Genomic DNA, 19292 nt, shown 5'->3' with positions numbered 1-19292 from the left:
TCGAAAACACGCCGGACGCGCTAGAGTCCCCCGGCAGGTTGTTTGCGAGGGTATTGCCATGCCATATCGGAAAAGGGACATCGCCCCGGGTCTCGGCGAAGGTAAACGCCTGCCGGTAGGCCCGGAGACGCCCGTATTCTGCCGGGCGCGCGAATATCGCGCCGGCACGATCATCGCGCTGCATCACCATCCGGACCGTCATCAGCTGGTGTATGCCGAAACCGGCGTGCTGGTGGTCCAGGCCGGGACAGGGCGCTGGGTCGTCCCGAGCACGCGCGCGATCTGGATCCCGGCCGGTACGGGCCACAAGGTCAGCTGCATCGGCGCGGTCGGCATGCGCAGCCTGTACATCCTGCCGGGGGCGATCGCCCAGCCGCCGGCCAGCGCATCGACGGTCTCGGTGACACCACTGCTGGCCGCCTTGATCCACGCAGCGATGGACGTACCGACGCCATACCGAGCGCAGTCGCGCGACGGGCGGCTGATGCAGTTGATCCTGGATGAGCTGCAGATGCTGCCGGTAGTGCCGTTGCACCTGCCGCAGCCTGCCGATCCACGCCTGCAGGCGATTGGCCGGCAGCTGGAATCCACGCCGGACGATCCGTCCACCCTGCAGGACTGGGCCGGCCGCCTCGGCGTGGATGTCAAGACCATCCAGCGGCTGTGCGCACGCGAGCTGGGCATGACCTTCGGGCAATGGCGGCAACAGGCGCGCCTGCTGCGTGCATTGGAACAGTTGGCGCACGGCGAAAAGGTGATCGACGTGGCGCTCGCGCTGGGCTATGCCAGTCCGAGCGCCTTCACCGCGATGTTCAAGAAGCGCTTCGGCCAGTTGCCGAGCCAGTTCTTCCACTGAGGCAAACGCCTCAGTGCATCGTCGTCTTCGGCAGGAACGCCGTCGCCAGCCCGAGCAGCGGCAGGTACGAGGTGAAGTGGTAGACCCATACGATGCCATGCACGTCGGCCAGGTTGCCCAGCCCGGCCGCACCGATACCGCCGATGCCGAACATCAGGCCGAACATCAGGCCCGACACCATGCCCACGCGGCCCGGCACGGCCTCCTGCGCATACACCACCAGCGCAGCGAACGCCGAGGACATCACCAGCCCGATCACCACCGCCAGCACCGCCGTGCCCATCAGGTTGGCGTAGGGCAGGGCGAGCGCGAACGGCGCCACGCCCAGGAAGGAAATCCAGATCACCGCCTTGCGCCCGATCCGGTCCCCGACCGGGCCACCGATGAAGGTGCCCAGCGCGACCGAGGCCAGGAAGATGAAGAGGTACATCTGGCTCTGCTGCACGCTCAGGCCGAAGCGCTCGATCAGGTAGAAGGTGAAGTAATTGGTGAACGAGGCGATATACACGAACTTGGCGAACATCAGCACCGCGATCACCGCGATGGCCTGGATCACCTTGCCACGGCTCAGCCCGACGCCATGGCTCTTGGCCAGGCTCTTCATCTTGGCCTGGCCATGCTGCACGGTCCAACCGGTGAGGCGGAACAGCACGGTGATGGCCAACGCGGCCGCCAGCATGAACCAGGCGATGGCACGCTGCCCATGCGGAATCACGATGACGGCGGCGAGCAGCGGCCCGATCGCCGAGCCGGTATTGCCACCGACCTGGAACGTGGATTGTGCGGTACCGAAGCGACCGCCCGAGGCCATCCGCGCCACGCGCGAGGCTTCCGGATGGAAGGTGGCCGAACCGATCCCGACGATGGCCGCGGCGATGAGCAGCATTTCGTAACTCGTGGCCATCGCCATCAGGGCGATGCCGACGAAGGTGGCGATCATGCCCGACGGCAGCAGATACGGCAGCGGCCGTTTGTCGGTGTACATGCCCACCCACGGCTGCAACAGCGAGGCGGTGACCTGGTACACCAGGCCGATGATGCCGATCTGGCCGAAGGTGAGCGAAAACTCGCTCTTGAACATCGGATACACCGCCGGCAGCACCGCCTGGATCATGTCGTTGAGCAGGTGCGCGAACGCTGCGGCACCGACGATGCGGATTGCAAAGCCCTGGTGGGGGGCGGGGGTGAGCGGTTCGGTGGGGATGACGGGCGGGGCAGCGGTTTCAGGGGTCATGGGCCGGGATCGGGAACGGGAGGGTGCCGATGCGTGTGGTATCAGCCGCATGGGCATCACGGGAGCGGACGGGAGGCAAGCGTAGACCGCGGCTGGCCCCCCGTCTCTCGCGATAGGGGCGGTTGTCGTCGCAATCAGGGCAGGCAGCCACGCCATATTTGCAACTAATTGGATGTCGCAGGGCGAACGCACCGCATAAAGTAAATGCCTGTGAAGTGACCGGCTACCACGCACGAAATCGCATCAACGGCTCTACGACGAGGACATCGGATCATGAGCAGCATCTGGATAGGGCTTGCCATCTTCTTGAGCAGCTGGACACTCATCGCAGTCACGCTGGGAGTATTGACTGCCCGCTGGATGGGCATGCAAAAAACGATTGAAAGGCAGGCGGCACGATCCAAGTGATCCCGCGCCGCTGCATAATCCGTCCGACTGCCGGGCGGCAGCCCAGCGGAAAGGAGCACAGGATGTTGCTGATCAGAACACTCATGGTGGTGCTGCTTCTCTTCAGTACCTCGACCTGGGCCAGGGTGCCCACAGACCCTGCGCAGGCCGAGCAGATATTCCGCCGCTGGCTGGCGGCCTACAACGCCGGTGACAGCCAGGCGCTGCAGGCGGTGTTGTCGAGCCACGGGATCGACCACACCGCGCAGCGGTATCTGGACATCCGCGAGACCTTCGGCCCGTTTGAGGTACTGACCAGGACCGTCGATACGCCCGATACGATCGCCGCGATCGTGCGCGGCACCTCAAGCGATCGCGGGATCCTGATCACCGTGGCCATCGATCCTGCGAACCGGCCGTACCTGAAGACGCTGCAGCTGGAAGGGGTGGAGATACCCGACGCATTCAAACCCGCGCGGCTTGAGATGCCCGCGCTCATCGCGCAGAGCCGTGCCCGTCTGGACACGCTGGCAGCACAGGACAAGCTCTCCGGCACCTTTCTACTGGCGCAGGACGGCAAGGTGCAGATGGCGTGGCAGGGCGGGCGGGCCGACCGGGAGCAGGGCATTCCGGTCGATAGCTCCACTACATTCAGGCTCGCCTCGTTGAACAAGATGTTCACCGCGGTGGCGATCCTGCAGTTGGCCGAGGCTGGCAAGCTGACACTGGACGATACGATTGCCCGCCACCTGAGGGACTATCCCCATCAGGCGGTCGCGACATCCATCACGATCCGGCAGCTGCTCAACCACACCAGTGGCCTGGGAGAGATCTTCGACGAGGCGTTCGAACGCCGGAAAGCATCACTCAAGACGTTGGCCGACTACTGGGAGGTCTATGGTGCTGCGGCACCGGCCTTCCAGCCGGGCACCCAGGACCAGTATCCAACTACGGCTACATCCTGCTGGGCTCGATCATCGAGGCGGCATCGGGACAGTCGTATGACGCCTACGTCGAACAGCACATCTTCGGGCCGGCGGGCATGACCGCCACCGGATCGGCGCCCGAGGCGACCCTGGTGCCAGGCCGCGCGGTGCCCTACACGCTGAGCGACGGCCGGTGGGTGCGCGAGACCAAGACCCTGCCATTGCGCGGTACGTCGGCGGGCGGCGGTTACAGCACCGCCCACGATCTGCTCCGGTTCGCCGAGGCGTTGCGCAGTGGCAGGCTGATCCCGGCCTCGGCATTGGACGCGGCCACCTCACCGCAGAACACCAAGGGGTGGTACGGCTACGGCTTCATGGTGAGCGGCGAGGGCGAGCAGCATCAGTATGGCCACGAGGGTGGGGCGCCCGGTGCGAACGCCGCGCTCATCGTGCTGCCGAGCCACGGCTACGTGGTGATCGGGCTGAGCAATGTCGATCCCGATGCGATGGAGAACGTGGTCAACTTCGTCGGCAACCGTCTGCCGTTGTCGCAGCGCGGCCTCAGCGCCCGCCCAGCAGCGCCGGCAACGACGAGGCGAGCAACGCGATCCCCGACACGGTGAGCAGACTGAGCACGATCTGCCGGAACCGCAGGTCGCTGATGCCGATGTAGAGGCGGGTGCCGAGCAGGGTCGGGATCAACATGGCGGGTGCCACGATGGCGAACATCGGCAGCATCTCGCGGGTGACGATGCCGGTGCCGACATAGGTGCCCATCGTCACCAGCAGCATGGACAGGTTGAAGTTCTGGACCACGGAGCGCTGCACGTCACGCTCGTAACCGCGCAGCGTGCACCACAGCGTCGGCAGGGTGCCGGTGAAGCCGCCCAAGCCGCCCATGATGCCGCCGGCAAAGCCCACCACGCCATCCGCCGCGCGCCCGCCTGCCGTGACCCGTGGCAGCTGGCGTGACAGCAGCATGGCCGGGCACCACAGCACCAGCAGAGTGCCCAGGATCGCTTTGAGCCAGTTCATGTCGAGCATGGGCAGCAGGTAGACGCCCAGCGGAATGCCGGCCAGCCCACCCAGAACAAAGGGCAGCAGGGTCTTCAGATTGAAGCCGCGGCGCACGGTGAAGGCCGCCAGCAGTTGGCCGGTCAGGGCGCCGAACACGGAGAGGGTGGCCGCGAGCTTGGGATCCAGCACCCAGGCCCAGAAGGACAGGGCCACCAGCCCGAAGGCGAAGCCCGACAGCCCCTGCACGAAGCCCGCCACGATGGCGCCCAGCGCCACCATCAGGTAGATCGAATCCACGACGCCTCCTTACTGGCGCTCTGCGAACGCATCCGTCGCGCGCACCAGCGCATCTGCCGTGGCGGGTTCCGTCGCACCGTGGCCTGACAGCACCATCTGCAGCGAGGCCTCGGGCCAGGCACAGGCCAGGTCCCAGGCACTGCGCGCCGGGCAGATGATGTCGTAGCGACCCTGCACGATCACGCCGGGCAGATGCCGGATGCGGTCGATATCGCGCAGCAGCTGCGCATGCTCGAGGAAGGCGTGGTTGCGGAAGTAGTGCGCTTCGATGCGCGCCTTGGCCAGGGTGTGCAGTGGGTCATCACCCGACACGGCATCGACGTCGTGTTCCAGCGTGGCCGCGTGATCTTCCCACCCCAGCCAGGCCTGGGCGGCGGCGATGCGGGTCGCTTGGTCCGGACTGTCCAGACGACGCCAGTACGCGGCGATCATGTCGCCGCGTTCGTCTTCAGGGATATGTGCCTCGTAGCGCGCCCAGCGCTCCGGAAACACCCAGCGTGCACCGCCATCGGATTCGGCGAACCAGCGGTTCTCTTCGGCACGGCCGAGATAGACCCCGCGAAGGATGATGCCGGTTGCACGTTCCGGATGGGTCTGGGCGTAGGCGAGTGCCAGCGTGGAGCCCCACGATCCACCGAACACCAGCCAGCGCTCGATACCCAGCAGGGCGCGGATGATTTCTACGTCCGCGACCAGGTGCTGTGTCGTGTTGTCACGCAGCTCACCGAACGGCGTGGAGCGACCGCTGCCGCGCTGGTCGATCAGGACGATGCGATAACGCGACGGATCGAAGAAACGCCGGTGGGTCGGCGATACGCCTGCGCCGGGCCCACCATGCAGGAACACCACGGGGATGCCGTCAGGATTGCCGCACTCCTCGACGAACAAGGTGTGCAGGTCGTCGACCGCCACCTGATGGGTGAGGAAGGGCGTGATCGCTGGATAAAGCGTGCGCATGGGGGCGTCCTACGGAAAACTGACGCCACATGATACCGCCCGGGTTCGTCGAGCCGCGTCCGTGACGCGTCACAAGGGTGGGGGGCTGTCCCTGTCGCGCTGTACCCGCGTGCGATACGCCGCCACGTTGTCTCCGCGGATGCGTCGCTCCTGCGTGCCCGTCACGGTATCGACCTTTCGGTCCGCGCCCGTGACCGGCTTGGCCTCGATGGCGGTATCACGCTCGAACGCATGCGATTTGTCGGTATTGCGGTAGTACCGGTACAACGCCCAGTACAACGCCGTCGCGCCGGCGGGGCCGGCGGCAAGCAGCCAGAGTCCACTGTCATCGCTCATGAGGCAGCTACCAGGAAGAAGAGAACGAGGGCTTCAATGATCGTGCCGGTGGTGAGCGCGGCCAGCAGCAGCTTCCACTGCTGCACCGGCACGCTGCCCATGGTTTCACCGGTGCGGCCATTCACCGCGATGTAGTGCAGCATGCCGCCATTGCGGCCCGGCTGGTGGTACGAGTACAGCCAGACGGGCAGGTACATCGATACCCAGCGCGTCCCGTGCACATCCACGCGCTCGCGTTCCCAGCGCACGCCACGATCGTAGCGGCGTACCGAGCCCTCCACCTGGGCGCGGGCGATCGACAGCAGCTGGTCTTCCAGCCGTGGGCGCAGCTTTTCCACGTCGAGGTTGCGCTTTTCCGAGGTGAAGCCGGCCAGATAGGAGGCGTTCCACTTCAGGGCGTTCTTGGTATCGAACGGCAGGATCGCGTTGATGATGTTGTTGGTGTTGGTCTGCGTATCGAGGTTGCCACGCTCGGCCGAGGATTCCAGGGTGAGATCGTCCACGGTGAAATCCACCTGGCGATCCACCTGGTACACGTCGGCGTCGTAATACGTCTTCTTGTTCTTCTCGGTGCCGCGGGTGTACTGCCGCGTCTGGATCTCGCCCTTGCCGGAGACGCTGGCGCTGACATTGCTGTCCACCACCATGTAGGGCAGGTAGACGCCGGAGACATTCTCGGGCGTGAACTGATCCTTGAACGCCTTGAGCGCGAACAGGCGGCGCTTGTCCACGAACTGGCGGATCCGCGCGACCGCATCGTCCTTGCTGATATGGAACGGCAGTACCGCATCGGGCACCGCGCCGTTGGAGATCTGCTCGTTGACCCCGAACACATGCCGGCACCAGTGGCAGCGGGCGGTCATCGTGCTTTCGGTATTGATCGTGACTTCGGCGCCGCAACCGGTGCACTTGAAGCTCATCAGGCTGGCGGTATCGGCGGCGATGTCACGCGCGCCCGAGGCGATGACGGTGCCGCGCAGCTGGTCGATGCCTTCACCAAAGCCGAAGGCCTCCTCAACGCGCTCGCCGTGCCATTCGTGACGGCAGAACTGGCAGACCAGCACATCGGTGCCCAGCTTGAGCCGGATATCGCTGGAGCCGCACTTCGGGCAGCGGTTGAGGCCGTCCTTGAGTTCGGCCGCGGCGGTGTCCAGCGCGACCGGATCCGGGGCCTGCACCTCATCGCGGATGGGCTGGGGCAGGGTGGCCGGATCCACCGGGAAACTGCCCGGCAACGGCGGGACCTCCCGGGGCGAGCCCGGGCCGGAGACCGGCGCCGCCGGAGAGGGCGGCAACGGTGGCGGAGCCGCCGGGATCGGCGGTGGCATCTTGGGGTCGGACATGGTGTCGATGCGCTCGGTGTCTTACAGCCCCAGCGCCTTGGCCTTGAGCTTGTCGTAGTCGTCCTGGGTGATCAGGCCGAGGTCGAGCATCTCCTTGGCCTTCTTCAGCTTGGCGACCGGATCATCCGCCGCCGGAGCAACCGGCTGCTGCATGCCGCCGACCCCGAGCATGCCCGAGGCCATGCCCACGCCGACCAGGCCGGCAGCACCGCCGTTCTCGCCCGCCGACTGGATGCCCTGGGCAACACTGGCCTGCAGGTTGGAGTTGCCGCGCGAGCCGGCCAGCGCATCGGCGCGCTGTACGGTCTTGAGCAGTTCGCGGGTGTTGGCGTCGTACTCGATCGAGACAATGGCGGTCTTGACGATGGCCAGGCCACGGTCGGACTTCCACTGGTAGCCCTGCTCGACGGCAGCGGACAGGCTCTGCGCAAAGCCGAGCGAATCCTGCTGCAGCTTGGTGATGCGGTTGCCCTTGCCCGGGTCGTTCGTATACAGGCTGAAGGCTGGCGCGAGCGAGCCCACCACTTCATTGAACAGCTGGCTGGCGGCCGCGTTGTCCAGATCGGTAAAGTCGAACACCTGGCCCGGCTGCAGGTAGCTGGCGGGTACGAAATTCTTCACGAACAGGATCGGATCGACGATCTTCAGAGTGTACGAGCCGCGCGTGACCGCGCCGACCTGCGTGCCGAGGAAACCATCGTCCCAGTAGATTTCGGACTGCGTGCCGAAGCGGTTGTCCGGCAGTTCCTTCAGGGAGACGAAGAACGCCGCCTGCTGCGACCCCGGCTGGCCACCGAACTTGAAGCGTTCCCAGCTCTGCTTGATCAGCGGGCTGACGAAACCGTCGCCGGCGAAGATCGACTGCGAGTTCAGGTCATCCGAGCGCCATTCATAGCCACCCGGTTCGGCGACAAAGCCGGTGATGGCGCCGTCCTGGAACAGCAGCAGGCCGTACCCTTCGGGCACGACGATCTTCGAGCCGTTGGTGATGATGTTGGAGGAGGCGCTGGTGTTGGAGCCACGACCGGCATTGGTGCCGCGCGGCACCGCCGCAAACAGCGCTGCCGTGGAGGGCAGGCCCGTCGGCACGGTGTAGAAATCCCTCCACTGGTCGGCCAGAACGCCACCGACTGCCCCTGCCACTGCCTGACGAAGACCCATGACACACTCCCTGCGATTCGTGGACGGGCACCGTGCCCGCCATGCTCGGCTGACTATATCAGCAGCCGGTGTATCGACAGTGGCGCCTCTGGCCCGGCCGCGGTGCCGGGTCCGGTAGCGGCTGCATCCAAACCGCGCGGCCGTCCGTACACACGTCCATGAAGCCCATGTCCCCGATCTGCCGGAACTCGCCTACGATGGACACTGACCCGTCCACCGCCAGGATGACGCCCTTCGAGGCAGCCCGGATGATTGCCGTTCCCGCTCAACCCGGCCCGGAGCTGAAAACCTGGGCGGCCGACATGGCCGGCGTCGCCACGTCGCGCGATCGGGAGTGCTTCATGCGCATCTACGATCATTTCATGCCGCGCCTGTGCCGCTACCTGAGTGGGCTGGGGGCGCCCGATGGCGTGGCCGAGGATCTGGCCCAGGAAGTGCTGCTGAAACTGTGGAACCGGGCCGAGCTCTATGATCCGGCGCGCAGCAGCCTGGGCACGTGGCTCTACCGGGTGGCGCGCAATCTGCATATCGACCGGGTACGTCGCGAACATATCTGGGTGCATGCCCATGAGGTGGTCGAGCAGGCGGCGGAGGAAGAGGATGGCGGTGGCTCTCTGGCCGAACGGCATGCCGAGCACGTCAGGCTCAAGCAGCGGCTGGACGAACTCTCCGCAACGCAGGCCCGATTGATCCGGATGTCCTACTTCGAAGCAAAAACCCACGCCGAGATCGCCAACGAGCTGCATATGCCACTGGGCACTGTGAAATCCCATATCCGACGTGCGTTTCTTCAGCTGCAGTCCTTGATGGGAGAGCGGCAGTGAACCCTCGTCACCATCTGGATCCGACCACCGTCCTGGGCTTTGCCACCGGCACCTTGGCGCCGGAAATGTCCGTGGTCGCCGCCGCGCACCTGGAAGCCTGCGCCTACTGCCGGCAGCACCTGCGCTCGGCCGAACGGGTGGGCGGACTGCTGCTGGAGCAGCAGTTGTCGCCGCCGTCCGCGGAGGATCGCCAGGCCGCACTGCGGCAGACCATGCTGGAGCGCCTGGATACTGCCGCGCCTGCGGGTGGCGTGCAGGACCAAACGGTGGCCTGCAGCGCCGCTGGTCACGATCCGGATCAACTGCCGGCCGCGCTGGCACCGCATTTCGGGACGTCCTACCGCTCGCTGAAATGGCGGTGGATGGCCCCGGGTGTCCACTGCATCCGTGCACCGGCGCACCCCTCGTTGATCATGCTCAAGATCGCCCCCGGCAAATGCCTGCCCATGCACAGCCATGGCAACAGCGAGCTGACCCAGATTCTCCGCGGCGCCTATGACGATTCCCTGGGGCATTTTGCCCCCGGCGATGTGGCCGATCTAGACAGCGACGTCGAGCATCAGCCCGTGACCACCCCCGGTGTGGCGTGCATCTGTGTGTCAGCGCTGGATGCGCCGCTGGTCTTCAGCGGGTGGTTCGCGCGCAAGCTGCAGCAGGTGTTCAAACTCTGACGGGGCGCGGTGTGATCGCGGCCTGTTCGAACACCTGCATCACCGCGGCCGGCGCCATGGGCCGGGCAAGCAGGTAGCCCTGAACTTCGTCGATCCCCATGTCTGCCAGCACGTCCATCTGCGCCTCCTGCTCAACTCCTTCGGCCACGGTCAGATAGCCCAGCTCGTGCGCAAGATGATGGATGGCCGAAACTTTGGCGCGGGCGCGCGAGCTGCTGGCGATGCCATCGACCAGTGACTTGTCCAGCTTGACGGTGTGGATGGGAAGGTCGGACAGGTAGCTGAAATTGCTGTAGCCACTGCCGAAGTCATCGATCGCCACCGTGATGCCGGCCTGTGCCATCGCCGCGATGTGGCCGATGGCCGGCGACCCCGGACGCAGCCATTCGCCTTCGGTGATCTCCAGTTCGATCATCGAGAACGGCAGCGCCCTGTGCTCAAGCTTGCTGCGGATGTCCTGCCAGGCCGAGGCATTGGACAGATAGCTGCTGGACAGGTTGATCGAGACCGGAATGTCCTGCCCTTGGGCGCGCCACGCCCGGACCTGATCCAGCGCCGTGTCCAGCACCCAGTTGGTCACCTCATCCATCAGTGCGGTCCGCTCGAAAACCGGAATGAACTCGCCCGGGCTGATCGGCCCCAGGGTGGGGTGGTTCCACCGGATCAACGCTTCGGCCGAGACCGGGCGCCGACCGTCAAGGGTGAAGCGCGGCTGGTAGTCCAGATGGAAGTCGCCGTTCTGCAGGCCGCGTTCGGCATCCGAGGCCAGACGGTAGGCGCGGTGCATCTTCTCGTCGCGCTGTGCGGAATACCAGCAGAATGGCTGCCGCGCATCGAACGCGCCCTGCATGCTCACCAGCAGCCGCCGCAGCAGGTCATGGCTGTCCTGCTCATCCGTATCGACCGCACAGATACCCGCATGGAAGCGGGGGGACATCGGGACGGCGGCGGCCATCAACGGACGCAACATGCGCGTCCTCAGCTCCAGGACCAGGCTCTCGACGTGGCCTGCCGTCGGCATCTCGACCACGAAGGCAAACCGGGTCACTCCGACGTGGTACACGGTCGCCACGTCCTCCAGCGCGGTGCGCAGCCGGACGCCGGCACGCCGGATCAGTGCTTCCAACGGGCGCAGGCCCAACACCTGGCCGACCTGGCTGGCACGCGGAATATCCAGCACGTCCACCGCGACGGCGTAAGCCGTTCCTTCCGCGCAGCGCGAAAGAACGCCTGGCAGATCCGTATGAAACTGGTGCCGGCTGGGCAGGCCACTGACCGGGTCGAGGTTGCCGGAGAGGTTGCGTAGTTCGAGTTGCGCGATCACCAGCTCGGCCAGAGTGGCCAACTGCTCCTGATCCCGCTCGTCAAAGGTGCGCGGGCGGGTGTCCATGACGCACAGCGCACCGATGGCCACGCCATTTTTGGCCACCAGCGGCGCGCCCGCATAGAAACGCAGGTGGGGACTGTGCGTCACCAGCGGGTTGTCGCGGAAACGCGGATCCTGCTCGAGGTCCGGGACGACCAGGACGCCGCCGGAGGTGACGGCGTGGGCGCAGATCGACGAGCGGATGTCGGTCTGCGCCATGGGCAGACCGATCCGGGAAATGAAGCGCTGCTTTACATCCCCCAGGACCGAGACGAAGGCCACCGGCGCGTTGAACGTGTAGCCGGCAAGCGCGGTGATCCGGTCCAGCGCGGGCAACGACGCCACGCCGTCGACCTGCATGGCGCAAAGCACCGCGCGTCTTTCATCCAGGGGGGAGGGTGGGGGGCTCATTTCGTATCGACTGGGGGCCGGGCGCAAGCGGCCCGCTGTCCACTCTATACGCACCGAACGCGGTTCCGGATGCAGTTACCAGTCCGTGGGCGCGTAGTCCTTCAGGAACTGGCCCCAGACGTGTTCGCCGGTGTTGAACCCGTGGATGATCGGATCGACGATGCGCGCGGCGCCGTCGACGATATCCAGCGGCGGGTGGAAGCGTTCTTCCTTCACCTTCTTGGCCGCGATGTCCGCCGGATCCTCGTCGGTCACCCAACCGGTGTCGACGCTGTTCATGTGGATGCCGTCGTTCTGGTAATCGGCCGCCGAGGTGCGCGTCATCATGTTCAGCGCGGCCTTGGCCATGTTGGTATGCGGGTGGCGGGTGGTCTTGAAGTTGCGGTAGAACTGCCCCTCCATCGCCGAGACGTTCACGATGTGCTTGTCACGCTCGGGCGTGCGCAGCATCAGCGGCTTCAGGCGCGCATTGATGATGAACGGCGCGATGGCGTTGACCAGCTGGGTTTCCAGCAGCTCGACCGACGGCACTTCGGCCATCAGCATGCGCCAGGAGTTGCGACCGCGCAGATCCACCTGCTGCAGGTCCTGATCCAGCCGGCCATCCGGGAACAGGTGCTGCTGGGCGACCAGCTCGTCCTCCAGCAGCGGCACCTGCGACAGCTCGGCGGCACGGGTCAGGCCATTGGCGGCGTTGAAATCGCGCCCCTGGACCACCGGCAGCGCGGCCGAGGCGGTCGTGCCCAGCAGTTCGGCACTGCGCAGCCCCTCGTAATCGCCGATCAGCTTGCGCAGCGTCTCGGGCACCTCATGCAGCGCGGCGGTTTCGCCGGCCATCATGTGCGCATAGAACTGCGGCGGTCGGCGCACGGTCTGGCAGGCGTTGTTGATGATGAAATCCAGGCGCGAACGGGTGGCCAGCAGCTCGTTGCAGAAGGCCTCCACGCTCGGGGTATGGCGCAGGTCCAGGCCGTACACCTGCAGGCGGTGGCCCCACACGCCGAAGTCCGGCTCTTCGGCGTAACGCGCGGCCGAATCCCGCGGGAAGCGCGTGGTCACGATCAGCTCGGCACCGGCCCGCAGCAGCTTCAGGCCTGCCTGGTAGCCGATCTTGACCCGGCCGCCGGTCAGCAACGCGACGCGACCGGTCAGGTCCGCCGTCTCGGTGCGCTTGACGAAGTTCAGCTCGGCGCAGGCCGGGCACATCTGGTCATAGAAGTGGTGCAGCTGGGTAAACTTCTGCTTGCACACGTAGCAGTGGCGCAGTTCCGGGGAATGCACCGGTTCCGGCGTGGCTGCCGCATTCTCGCCGTTGGAGGCGTCATGCAGACCGGCCGCGTGCGGCGGGAAGTAGTTCGGGGTGCTGAATACCGGCTTGCGGCGCAGGGCGCGGATACCGGTCTGCGCCAGCAGCGCCTCGGATTTGGCCACCTTTTCCTGATGCCGCGCCTTGGCCTGCTGCTTCAGCTTGGCCCGGCGGGCCTTGGGCTCGGGGTGATACACCTTGGCCACCACCTGGTGCAGGCGGACGCGATCAGCCTCGGGCAGCGTATCGAGCACGCTGCGGTCGGCTTCGATGGCCTCCAGCAGGTCCAGCGCGGCGCGCAGGCGGTCGGTCAGGGGCAGGTCGTCGTCGGCAAGGGGCAGGGCGGTGGTATTCAATTCAGATCCGGGAAAAGCGGCAGGATGACGGGCATGGGGCGCCGCGCGACGGCCCCTGAGGGGGCATCCGCCAGCAGCCCGGGGCATACGGTGGGAGGCTATTGTCCCTGATCCTGGGATTTGGTGCTGATCAGGCAGTTCTTCGGCCCTGTGTCTTCGCCGCACTGTGTCCGCGGCAGGCCGGGACCCATGCAGCCTGATGTGCAGATGGCCGTGGGGGTCATTGCAGCTGGTTGCCGCCGGCCTGGGGGCTTCAGCGCACCTGGAGCGAAGCCTGCAGCGCCGTCGCCAGCGCCGCGTCACCATTCACCAGCTCGGTCCACTTCAACGTGAGGCCGTTCCGTTTGCCCTTGGACACCAGCTTCATCCCGTCTGGATCGATGGTCAGCGTATAGGTCTCGTCGCCGATCTGGACTTCCCGGCGCAGTGGTTTATCGAGTGGCGTCATGACGTGCTACGGCTTCGGCGGCGCTGCGTGTTTCGGCTCCGCGGAGCTCTCGGTGCCATGGCCGGAGTCCTGCTCCTCGGAGGCCGCCGTGCCACTGCCGCCCCCGGGCACGTTACGCGCGGCCTCACCACCCGCAGGCGCCGTCGCGGCGGCAGGCTGCTCGATCGCATCGGCATGCTGGCCTTGCTCGTTACGCTCATCCTGGCTGCAGGCCGACAGCGCGAGGGTCGCGAGGGCACTCAACAACACGATTCGCATGGCGATTCTCCTGCAGTGATGACGAATCCGGTTTGTAGCGCCGACGCCGTTGGCGATGCGTGATCACCCCGTTGATCACTCTTTGACGACAACCGCATGGAGTACCCTTGCCGCCGTCGATGCTTAGCCGTTCCGTGGTCTACGGGCGGGGAGCCGGCGTGTTACGGAGCAGAGTTCACATCATGAGTATTCCCGAGGGATTGGACGGGCATCGTCGGGGGCAGGGCCTCACACGACGAGGCTTCCTTCTTGCGGTCGGTTCGGTGTCGCTGCTCGCGGCCTGCCGTGACAAAGCGCCTGCGGTGGCAGCGCCGGCTGCCACGGCGCCTGCGGCAGAGACCGACACCGCCTTCCTCGACCTCTCTCATGCCCTGATCGGCAAGACCGATCTGGACCCGGCCACGGCCGACCGGATCGAACAGGCGTTTGCCACCCTTCAGCCAGCGCTGCATGCGCAGTTCCCCGCCTTGGTCACCCTGGCAGGACAGATCAGTGGCGCGCAGGCGCTGATCGCGGCCGCTGGCGATGCCAAGCCCGCGGCCCTGGCCATCATCACCGCGTGGTACACGGGCACCGTTGGCAAAGGCGTGCATGCCGTGACCGTGTCCTACCGCGATGCGCTGATGCAGCGCTGCGTGGATGACGGTCTTTCACCGCCGACCTACGCCCAAGGTGGCCCCGCCTGGTGGACCGCTGAGCCGCCGGCCCCGATTCGCGCCCACGCCTGAGCCTGCGCGGTCCTTTTTTCCCTGTTATCGATCTGGAACCCCTCCCATGAAAGCTCCGGTTTTCCGTGATGGCGACGCCGATGCCGACGTCGTGATCGTCGGTTCGGGCGTTGTCGGTGCATTGATCGCCCACCAATTGGTGCGCGCCGGCAAATCGGTCCTGGTCCTTGAGGCCGGCCCCCGTCTGAACCGTTCCGACGTGGTCGAGAACTGGCGCAACGTCAGCTTCGAACGGCGCATCGGCAGCGATTTCCAAGGGCCGTTCCCGCAATCGAAATTCGCCACCGCGCCACTGTACTTCCCCGCCAACGACTACGTCGGCCTGACCGGCCCCGATGCCAGCAGCTTCCATCAGGGCTTCATCAAGGCGGTCGGTGGCACCACCTGGCATTGGGCTGCCTCCTGCTGGCGCCATCTGCCAGTCGATTTCAAGATGCAGTCCGCCTACGGGGTCGGCCGCGATTGGCCGATCAGCTACGAGGACATCGAGCCGTACTACTGTCGCGCTGAAGAGGCCATGGGCGTATCCGGGCCGAACGACCCCGCGCAGCAGAGCCCCTCGGAGCGCTCCAGGCCGTACCTGGCCGACATGATTCCGTGGGGCAACGGCGACAAGGTGTTTGCCGAGGTAGTCAATCCGCACGGCTACAACCTGGTGCCGATTCCGCAGGGGCGCATGATCAAGCCCTGGAATGATCGCCCCGCGTGCTGTGGCAACAACAACTGCCAGCCGATCTGCCCGATCGGGGCCATGTACAACGGCGTCCACACCGTGCAGGCCGCCGAAGCGCTGGGCGCCAAGGTGCTGGCCGAAGCGGTGGCGTACAAAATCGACACCGATGCGCAGAACCGGGTCACCGCCATCCACTGGTATGACAGCGACAAGGTCAGCCACAAGGCTACCGGCCGCAGTTTCGTGATCGCCTGCAACGCGCTGGAAACGCCACGCCTGCTGCTGCTCGCTGCCAACGAACAGAACCCGAACGGCATCGCCAATTCGTCCGACCAGGTCGGGCGCAACATGCTGGACCACTCCGGCTTCCACTGCTCCTTCATTGCGGACCGCCCGATCTGGCTGGGGCGTGGCCCGGCGCAGTCCAGCTGCATGGTCGGGCCACGCGATGGCGCGTTCCGGTCGGAGTATTCGGCGACCAAGATCATCCTCAACAACATCAGCCGGGTGGCGATCGCCACCGACCAGGCGTTGAAGATGGGGCTAGCCGGTGAGGCGCTGGACGCGGAAATCCGACGGCGCGCGATCTACGGCGTGGACCTGTCGATCAGCCTGGAGCCGCTGCCCGACCCGACCAACCGCCTGACGCTGTCCACGACCCGCGTCGATGGCCACGGCCTGGCGTGCCCGGACATCCATTACTCGCTGGGCGACTACGCGCGCAAGGGCTACGACAAATCCTGCGAGCAGCTGAGGCACATCGGCAAGCTGTTCAACGCCGAAGAATTCGTGATCACCACGGCGCTCAATGCCAACAACCACATCATGGGCTCGACCATCATGGGCGCGGACCCGCGCGATTCCGTGGTGGATGGCGATTGCCGCGCGCATGATCACCCGAACCTGTGGCTCCCAGGTGGCAGCGCGATGGTCTCGGCCAGCGTCGTCAACAGCACCTTGACCATGGCCGCGCTGGCCCTGCGCGCGGCCGATGCCATCGAGCGTGCGGCATGAAGACCTTCCTGCTCATCGCATTGGGCCTGCTGGCCGGCGTCAGCCACACCGCGCGCGCCGACGACGCCGTCGAACGTGGGCGCTACCTGTCCGTGGCCGCGGACTGCGTGGCGTGCCACACCAGCCCGAAGCAGGGCAAGCCCTACGCCGGCGGCTACGCGATCGCCTCGCCGCTGGGTGAGATCTGGGCGAGCAACATCACCCCGTCCACGTCCCACGGCATTGGCAACTACACGGAGGCCGATTTCGCCAAGGCGGTCCGGGAGGGCGTGCGCAAGGATGGTGCCCATCTGTATCCGGCGATGCCGTACACCTCGTACGCCAAGCTGACCGACGAGGACATCCACGCGCTGTACGTCTACTTCATGCAGGCGGTCGCCCCGGTCGATGAGGAGGCACGTACCACCGAACTGCCATTCCCCTTCAGCGTGCGCTCGTCCATGGCGGTGTGGAATCTGCTGTTCCTCGACAAGACCCCCTTCAAACCTGATCCGGCGCAGAGTGCCCAGTGGAATCGGGGTGCCTACCTGGTGGAAGGGTTGGCGCACTGCTCCAGCTGCCACAGTCCACGCGGCCTGATGATGCAGGAAGTGGGCGGCAAGGCCTTTGCCGGTGGTTCGCTGGGCGATTGGTACGCGCCCAACATCACCTCGCATCCGATCAGCGGGATCGGCGGGTGGACCGATGACGAACTGGCCCAGTACCTGAAGACCGGCCGAGCTGAAGGCAAGGGGCAGGCCGGTGGCGGCATGGCCGAGGCGGTGACGAACAGCCTTTCCAAACTGCGCGACGAAGACATCAGCGCGATCGTGAACTATCTGCGGACGGTGCCGGCCGTGGCCGACAAGGACGCCACCCGCGCGGCCTTCGCCTGGGGCGATGCCGCCACGGCGCCGGGCGAGCCCGCGATTCGCGGCACGGACGCGCCCATCGCCTCCGGTGCGGTGCTGTATTCCGGCCTCTGCGCCAGCTGCCATGGCTCGCGTGGCGAGGGCAGCAACGACGGCTACTACCCGTCGCTGGTGCACAACAGCACCGTGGGCATGGTCCGGCCACAGAATCTGGTCGCCACCATCATCGGCGGCATCGACCGCCAAGTGGATGGCGAACATGTACTGATGCCGCATTTCTCCGAGGGCTCGTACGTGCAGGCGCTGAGTGACGCGGACATCGCGGCCGTCGCCACGTACGTGCGGACCACCTTCGGCCCGGGTGACCAGGTCACCGAAGCGCAGGTCGCGTTGATCCGCGACGGCGGTGAGAAGCCGCTGCTGGCCAAGATCGCGCGCCTTTGGCTACCGTTGCTCATCCTGGGGCTTGCGGCTTTCGTGGTGGTGATCCTGCTGGTGCGACGCGCGTGGACCAGGCGCAAGCAGCGGAGGGCTTCGGCATGAAGCGCACCTCCTTCGTTGTAAGCCTCGGGCTGATGGCCTCCGCGGCCGTCTTGCCGGCATGGGCGGCTGAACCAGAGGTCCCCAAACCCAAGGCCGTGGACACCATTGCCCAGACACCGCTCAGTGCGGACTGGGCGGCCCGCATCTGGCTGCAGGACCGTGGCGTGACCCCGAGCGCACGCATCGTGATCGCCACGGGCGTCAACAGCGATGGCTACAAGGGCACCGGCTGGTCCACGGCCGAGCACGTTGATTTCGGTGCCATGATCGATACCGGCAAGGCCTTCGGTTTCGACGGCACGATGCGGGTGGTGTTCTCCGACCGCTTCGGCAATGCGGTCAATGACCGCTCGACCGGTTCCTACGTGCAGAACCAGGCGTTCTATGGCCAAGGGCAGAACCTGCGCTTCAACGAGCTCTCCTACGAGCGCTGGCTGCTGGACAAGCGGTTGAGCCTGAAGGGCGGCTTCTACTCGATGGGCAACGACTTCGGCGGCTTGCCGTACACCTGCAATTTCAACAACAACGGCCAGTGTGGTCATCCGCTGGGCCCGATCTACAGCTCCGGTTGGCTGGACAATCCGACCGGCCAGTGGGGCCTGCGGGTGAAGTGGGCTGACCCCTCGGGCTGGTACGCACAGACCGGCATTTACGATGTCGTGCCGATGCGCAAGCAGGAGGGCAGTGGCTTCCGCGTGTCCGACCGTGGCAAGACCGGCCTGTTCCTGCCCGTGGAAGTGGGCTACAGCCACGGCAACACCGGCGAGCATTACGGTGGCACCTACAAGGTCGGCTATTACCTGGACACGTCCAACGCGGACGACATCGGCAATCCGGCCGCACCGCGCGCGTCGCATCGCAGCGGTTCGTACATCCAGCTGGCGCAGCGCGTGCTGAAGCCCGAAGGCGACACCGTGCGCGGTCTGTCGGTATTCGGCGTGGCCACGCGTGCGGATGCCAGGACCGGCCTCATGCGGTACTCGTGGGAGGCCGGCCTGAGCTGGCGCGGTGTGGTGGCCTCGCGCGAGGATGATGTGCTGAGCCTGGCGTGGACCCGGCTGGACATCTCCGATCGTCTTGCCCAGTACCAGCGCATCACCGGCAAGGACGTGCAGAGCAACGAGCAGTTCCTGGAGCTCAACTACGGTGTGCAGGTGACCCCGTGGCTGATCCTGCGGCCTGCGGTGCAGTATGTAGCCCGTCCCGGGGCGTATGAGAGCCGCCCGGACAGCTGGGTGTTCACGCTGCAGGCGCAGGCTACGCTCTGATCACACGACACGGTCGTCCAGTGCACGCACGCTCCACAGCGGGCTCACTAAAGTGGGTGCC

General features: G+C 66.0%; 20 protein-coding genes. 10 read left to right on the top strand and 10 right to left on the bottom strand.

The annotated features are described in order from the left end of the window. Positions 1-58 precede the first annotated feature (58 nt). Entirely contained in the window at positions 59-856 is a 798-nt protein-coding gene (locus tag ABE546_RS01475) for a helix-turn-helix transcriptional regulator (RefSeq protein ID WP_346462430.1), read from the top strand. A 10-nt stretch (positions 857-866) separates the two neighbouring features. Here ABE546_RS01475 and ABE546_RS01470 read toward each other — a convergent pair whose 3' ends face one another. Beyond that, positions 867-2090: an MFS transporter gene (locus ABE546_RS01470; RefSeq protein WP_313218466.1), complete on the bottom strand. Its 1224-nt coding sequence runs from the start codon at positions 2088-2090 to the stop codon at positions 867-869. Positions 2091-2363: 273 nt separating this feature from the next. On the opposite strand from ABE546_RS01470, the gene ABE546_RS01465 reads away from it, so the two are divergent. From ABE546_RS01465 to ABE546_RS01455, 3 genes are all read left to right on the top strand, one after another. Further along, complete coding sequence (locus tag ABE546_RS01465) at positions 2364-2498, top strand: hypothetical protein (protein WP_313209886.1); 135 nt, start codon at positions 2364-2366, stop codon at positions 2496-2498. Positions 2499-2560: 62 nt separating this feature from the next. Then, complete coding sequence (locus ABE546_RS01460) at positions 2561-3523, top strand: serine hydrolase domain-containing protein (protein ID WP_346462429.1); 963 nt, start codon at positions 2561-2563, stop codon at positions 3521-3523. Beyond that, on the top strand, positions 3436-4026 hold the full coding sequence (locus ABE546_RS01455) for a serine hydrolase domain-containing protein (RefSeq protein WP_346462698.1): 591 nt from the start codon (positions 3436-3438) through the stop codon (positions 4024-4026). Before ABE546_RS01460 ends, ABE546_RS01455 begins: the two co-directional genes overlap by 88 nt. Here the strand turns inward: ABE546_RS01455 and ABE546_RS01450 are convergent. The 5 genes from ABE546_RS01450 to ABE546_RS01430 form a co-directional block, all read right to left on the bottom strand. Continuing rightward, positions 3965-4717 carry a sulfite exporter TauE/SafE family protein gene (locus ABE546_RS01450; protein WP_313209881.1) on the bottom strand — a complete coding sequence of 251 codons (753 nt, stop codon included), beginning with the start codon at positions 4715-4717 and terminating at the stop codon, positions 3965-3967. The two genes, ABE546_RS01455 and ABE546_RS01450, sit on opposite strands and share 62 nt — an antisense overlap. Positions 4718-4726: 9 nt before the next feature. After that, positions 4727-5674 carry a prolyl aminopeptidase gene (gene pip / locus ABE546_RS01445; RefSeq protein ID WP_346462427.1) on the bottom strand — a complete coding sequence of 316 codons (948 nt, stop codon included), beginning with the start codon at positions 5672-5674 and terminating at the stop codon, positions 4727-4729. Positions 5675-5743: 69 nt separating this feature from the next. Next, entirely contained in the window at positions 5744-6010 is a 267-nt protein-coding gene (locus ABE546_RS01440; RefSeq protein ID WP_313209877.1) for a hypothetical protein, read from the bottom strand. Next, positions 6007-7353, bottom strand: coding sequence for a TFIIB-type zinc ribbon-containing protein (locus ABE546_RS01435; protein ID WP_313218460.1), 1347 nt, complete (start codon positions 7351-7353; stop codon positions 6007-6009). The genes ABE546_RS01440 and ABE546_RS01435 overlap by 4 nt, the downstream gene beginning before the upstream one ends. A 21-nt stretch (positions 7354-7374) precedes the next feature. After that, positions 7375-8514 (bottom strand): SPFH domain-containing protein, encoded by a 1140-nt coding sequence (locus tag ABE546_RS01430; RefSeq protein WP_346462426.1) that lies wholly within the window; start codon positions 8512-8514, stop codon positions 7375-7377. Between the two features lie 197 nt (positions 8515-8711). Between ABE546_RS01430 and ABE546_RS01425 the strand changes: the two genes are divergently transcribed. Together ABE546_RS01425 and ABE546_RS01420 are read left to right on the top strand one after the other, a co-directional pair. Next, positions 8712-9338, top strand: a complete 627-nt coding sequence (locus tag ABE546_RS01425; protein WP_346462424.1) for a sigma-70 family RNA polymerase sigma factor — start codon at positions 8712-8714, stop codon at positions 9336-9338. Beyond that, on the top strand, positions 9335-10009 hold the full coding sequence (locus tag ABE546_RS01420) for a ChrR family anti-sigma-E factor (protein ID WP_346462422.1): 675 nt from the start codon (positions 9335-9337) through the stop codon (positions 10007-10009). The genes ABE546_RS01425 and ABE546_RS01420 overlap by 4 nt, the downstream gene beginning before the upstream one ends. Here ABE546_RS01420 and ABE546_RS01415 read toward each other — a convergent pair. The 4 genes from ABE546_RS01415 to ABE546_RS01400 form a co-directional block, all read right to left on the bottom strand. Further along, positions 9999-11735: a sensor domain-containing phosphodiesterase gene (locus ABE546_RS01415; protein WP_346462420.1), complete on the bottom strand. Its 1737-nt coding sequence runs from the start codon at positions 11733-11735 to the stop codon at positions 9999-10001. The two genes, ABE546_RS01420 and ABE546_RS01415, sit on opposite strands and share 11 nt — an antisense overlap. A gap of 126 nt (positions 11736-11861) precedes the next feature. Continuing rightward, positions 11862-13448 carry an SDR family oxidoreductase gene (locus ABE546_RS01410; protein WP_346462418.1) on the bottom strand — a complete coding sequence of 529 codons (1587 nt, stop codon included), beginning with the start codon at positions 13446-13448 and terminating at the stop codon, positions 11862-11864. 253 nt (positions 13449-13701) lie between these two features. Continuing rightward, complete coding sequence (locus ABE546_RS01405) at positions 13702-13896, bottom strand: hypothetical protein (RefSeq protein WP_313209863.1); 195 nt, start codon at positions 13894-13896, stop codon at positions 13702-13704. 6 nt (positions 13897-13902) lie between these two features. Next, the gene (locus tag ABE546_RS01400; RefSeq protein WP_313209861.1) at positions 13903-14154 is read right to left on the bottom strand and encodes a hypothetical protein; all 252 of its coding nucleotides are present in this window, start codon (positions 14152-14154) and stop codon (positions 13903-13905) included. Between the two features lie 182 nt (positions 14155-14336). Here ABE546_RS01400 and ABE546_RS01395 point away from each other — a divergent pair, with 182 nt between their 5' ends. From ABE546_RS01395 to ABE546_RS01380, 4 genes are read left to right on the top strand one after another with little or no spacing between them, the layout of a single operon-like run. Then, the gene (locus ABE546_RS01395; RefSeq protein WP_346462416.1) at positions 14337-14882 is read left to right on the top strand and encodes a sugar dehydrogenase complex small subunit; all 546 of its coding nucleotides are present in this window, start codon (positions 14337-14339) and stop codon (positions 14880-14882) included. Between the two features lie 46 nt (positions 14883-14928). Then, complete coding sequence (locus tag ABE546_RS01390) at positions 14929-16569, top strand: GMC family oxidoreductase (RefSeq protein WP_346462414.1); 1641 nt, start codon at positions 14929-14931, stop codon at positions 16567-16569. Next, entirely contained in the window at positions 16566-17963 is a 1398-nt protein-coding gene (locus ABE546_RS01385; protein WP_346462412.1) for a cytochrome c, read from the top strand. Before ABE546_RS01390 ends, ABE546_RS01385 begins: the two co-directional genes overlap by 4 nt. Beyond that, entirely contained in the window at positions 17960-19231 is a 1272-nt protein-coding gene (locus ABE546_RS01380) for a carbohydrate porin (protein WP_346462411.1), read from the top strand. Before ABE546_RS01385 ends, ABE546_RS01380 begins: the two co-directional genes overlap by 4 nt. Positions 19232-19292: the final 61 nt, after the last annotated feature.

Source organism: Stenotrophomonas sp. TWI377 (assembly GCF_039674525.1).
Lineage (GTDB): Bacteria > Pseudomonadota > Gammaproteobacteria > Xanthomonadales > Xanthomonadaceae > Stenotrophomonas.
Note: the sequence above shows the minus strand (reverse complement) of the source record. Positions and strands in the feature narration are given on the sequence as shown.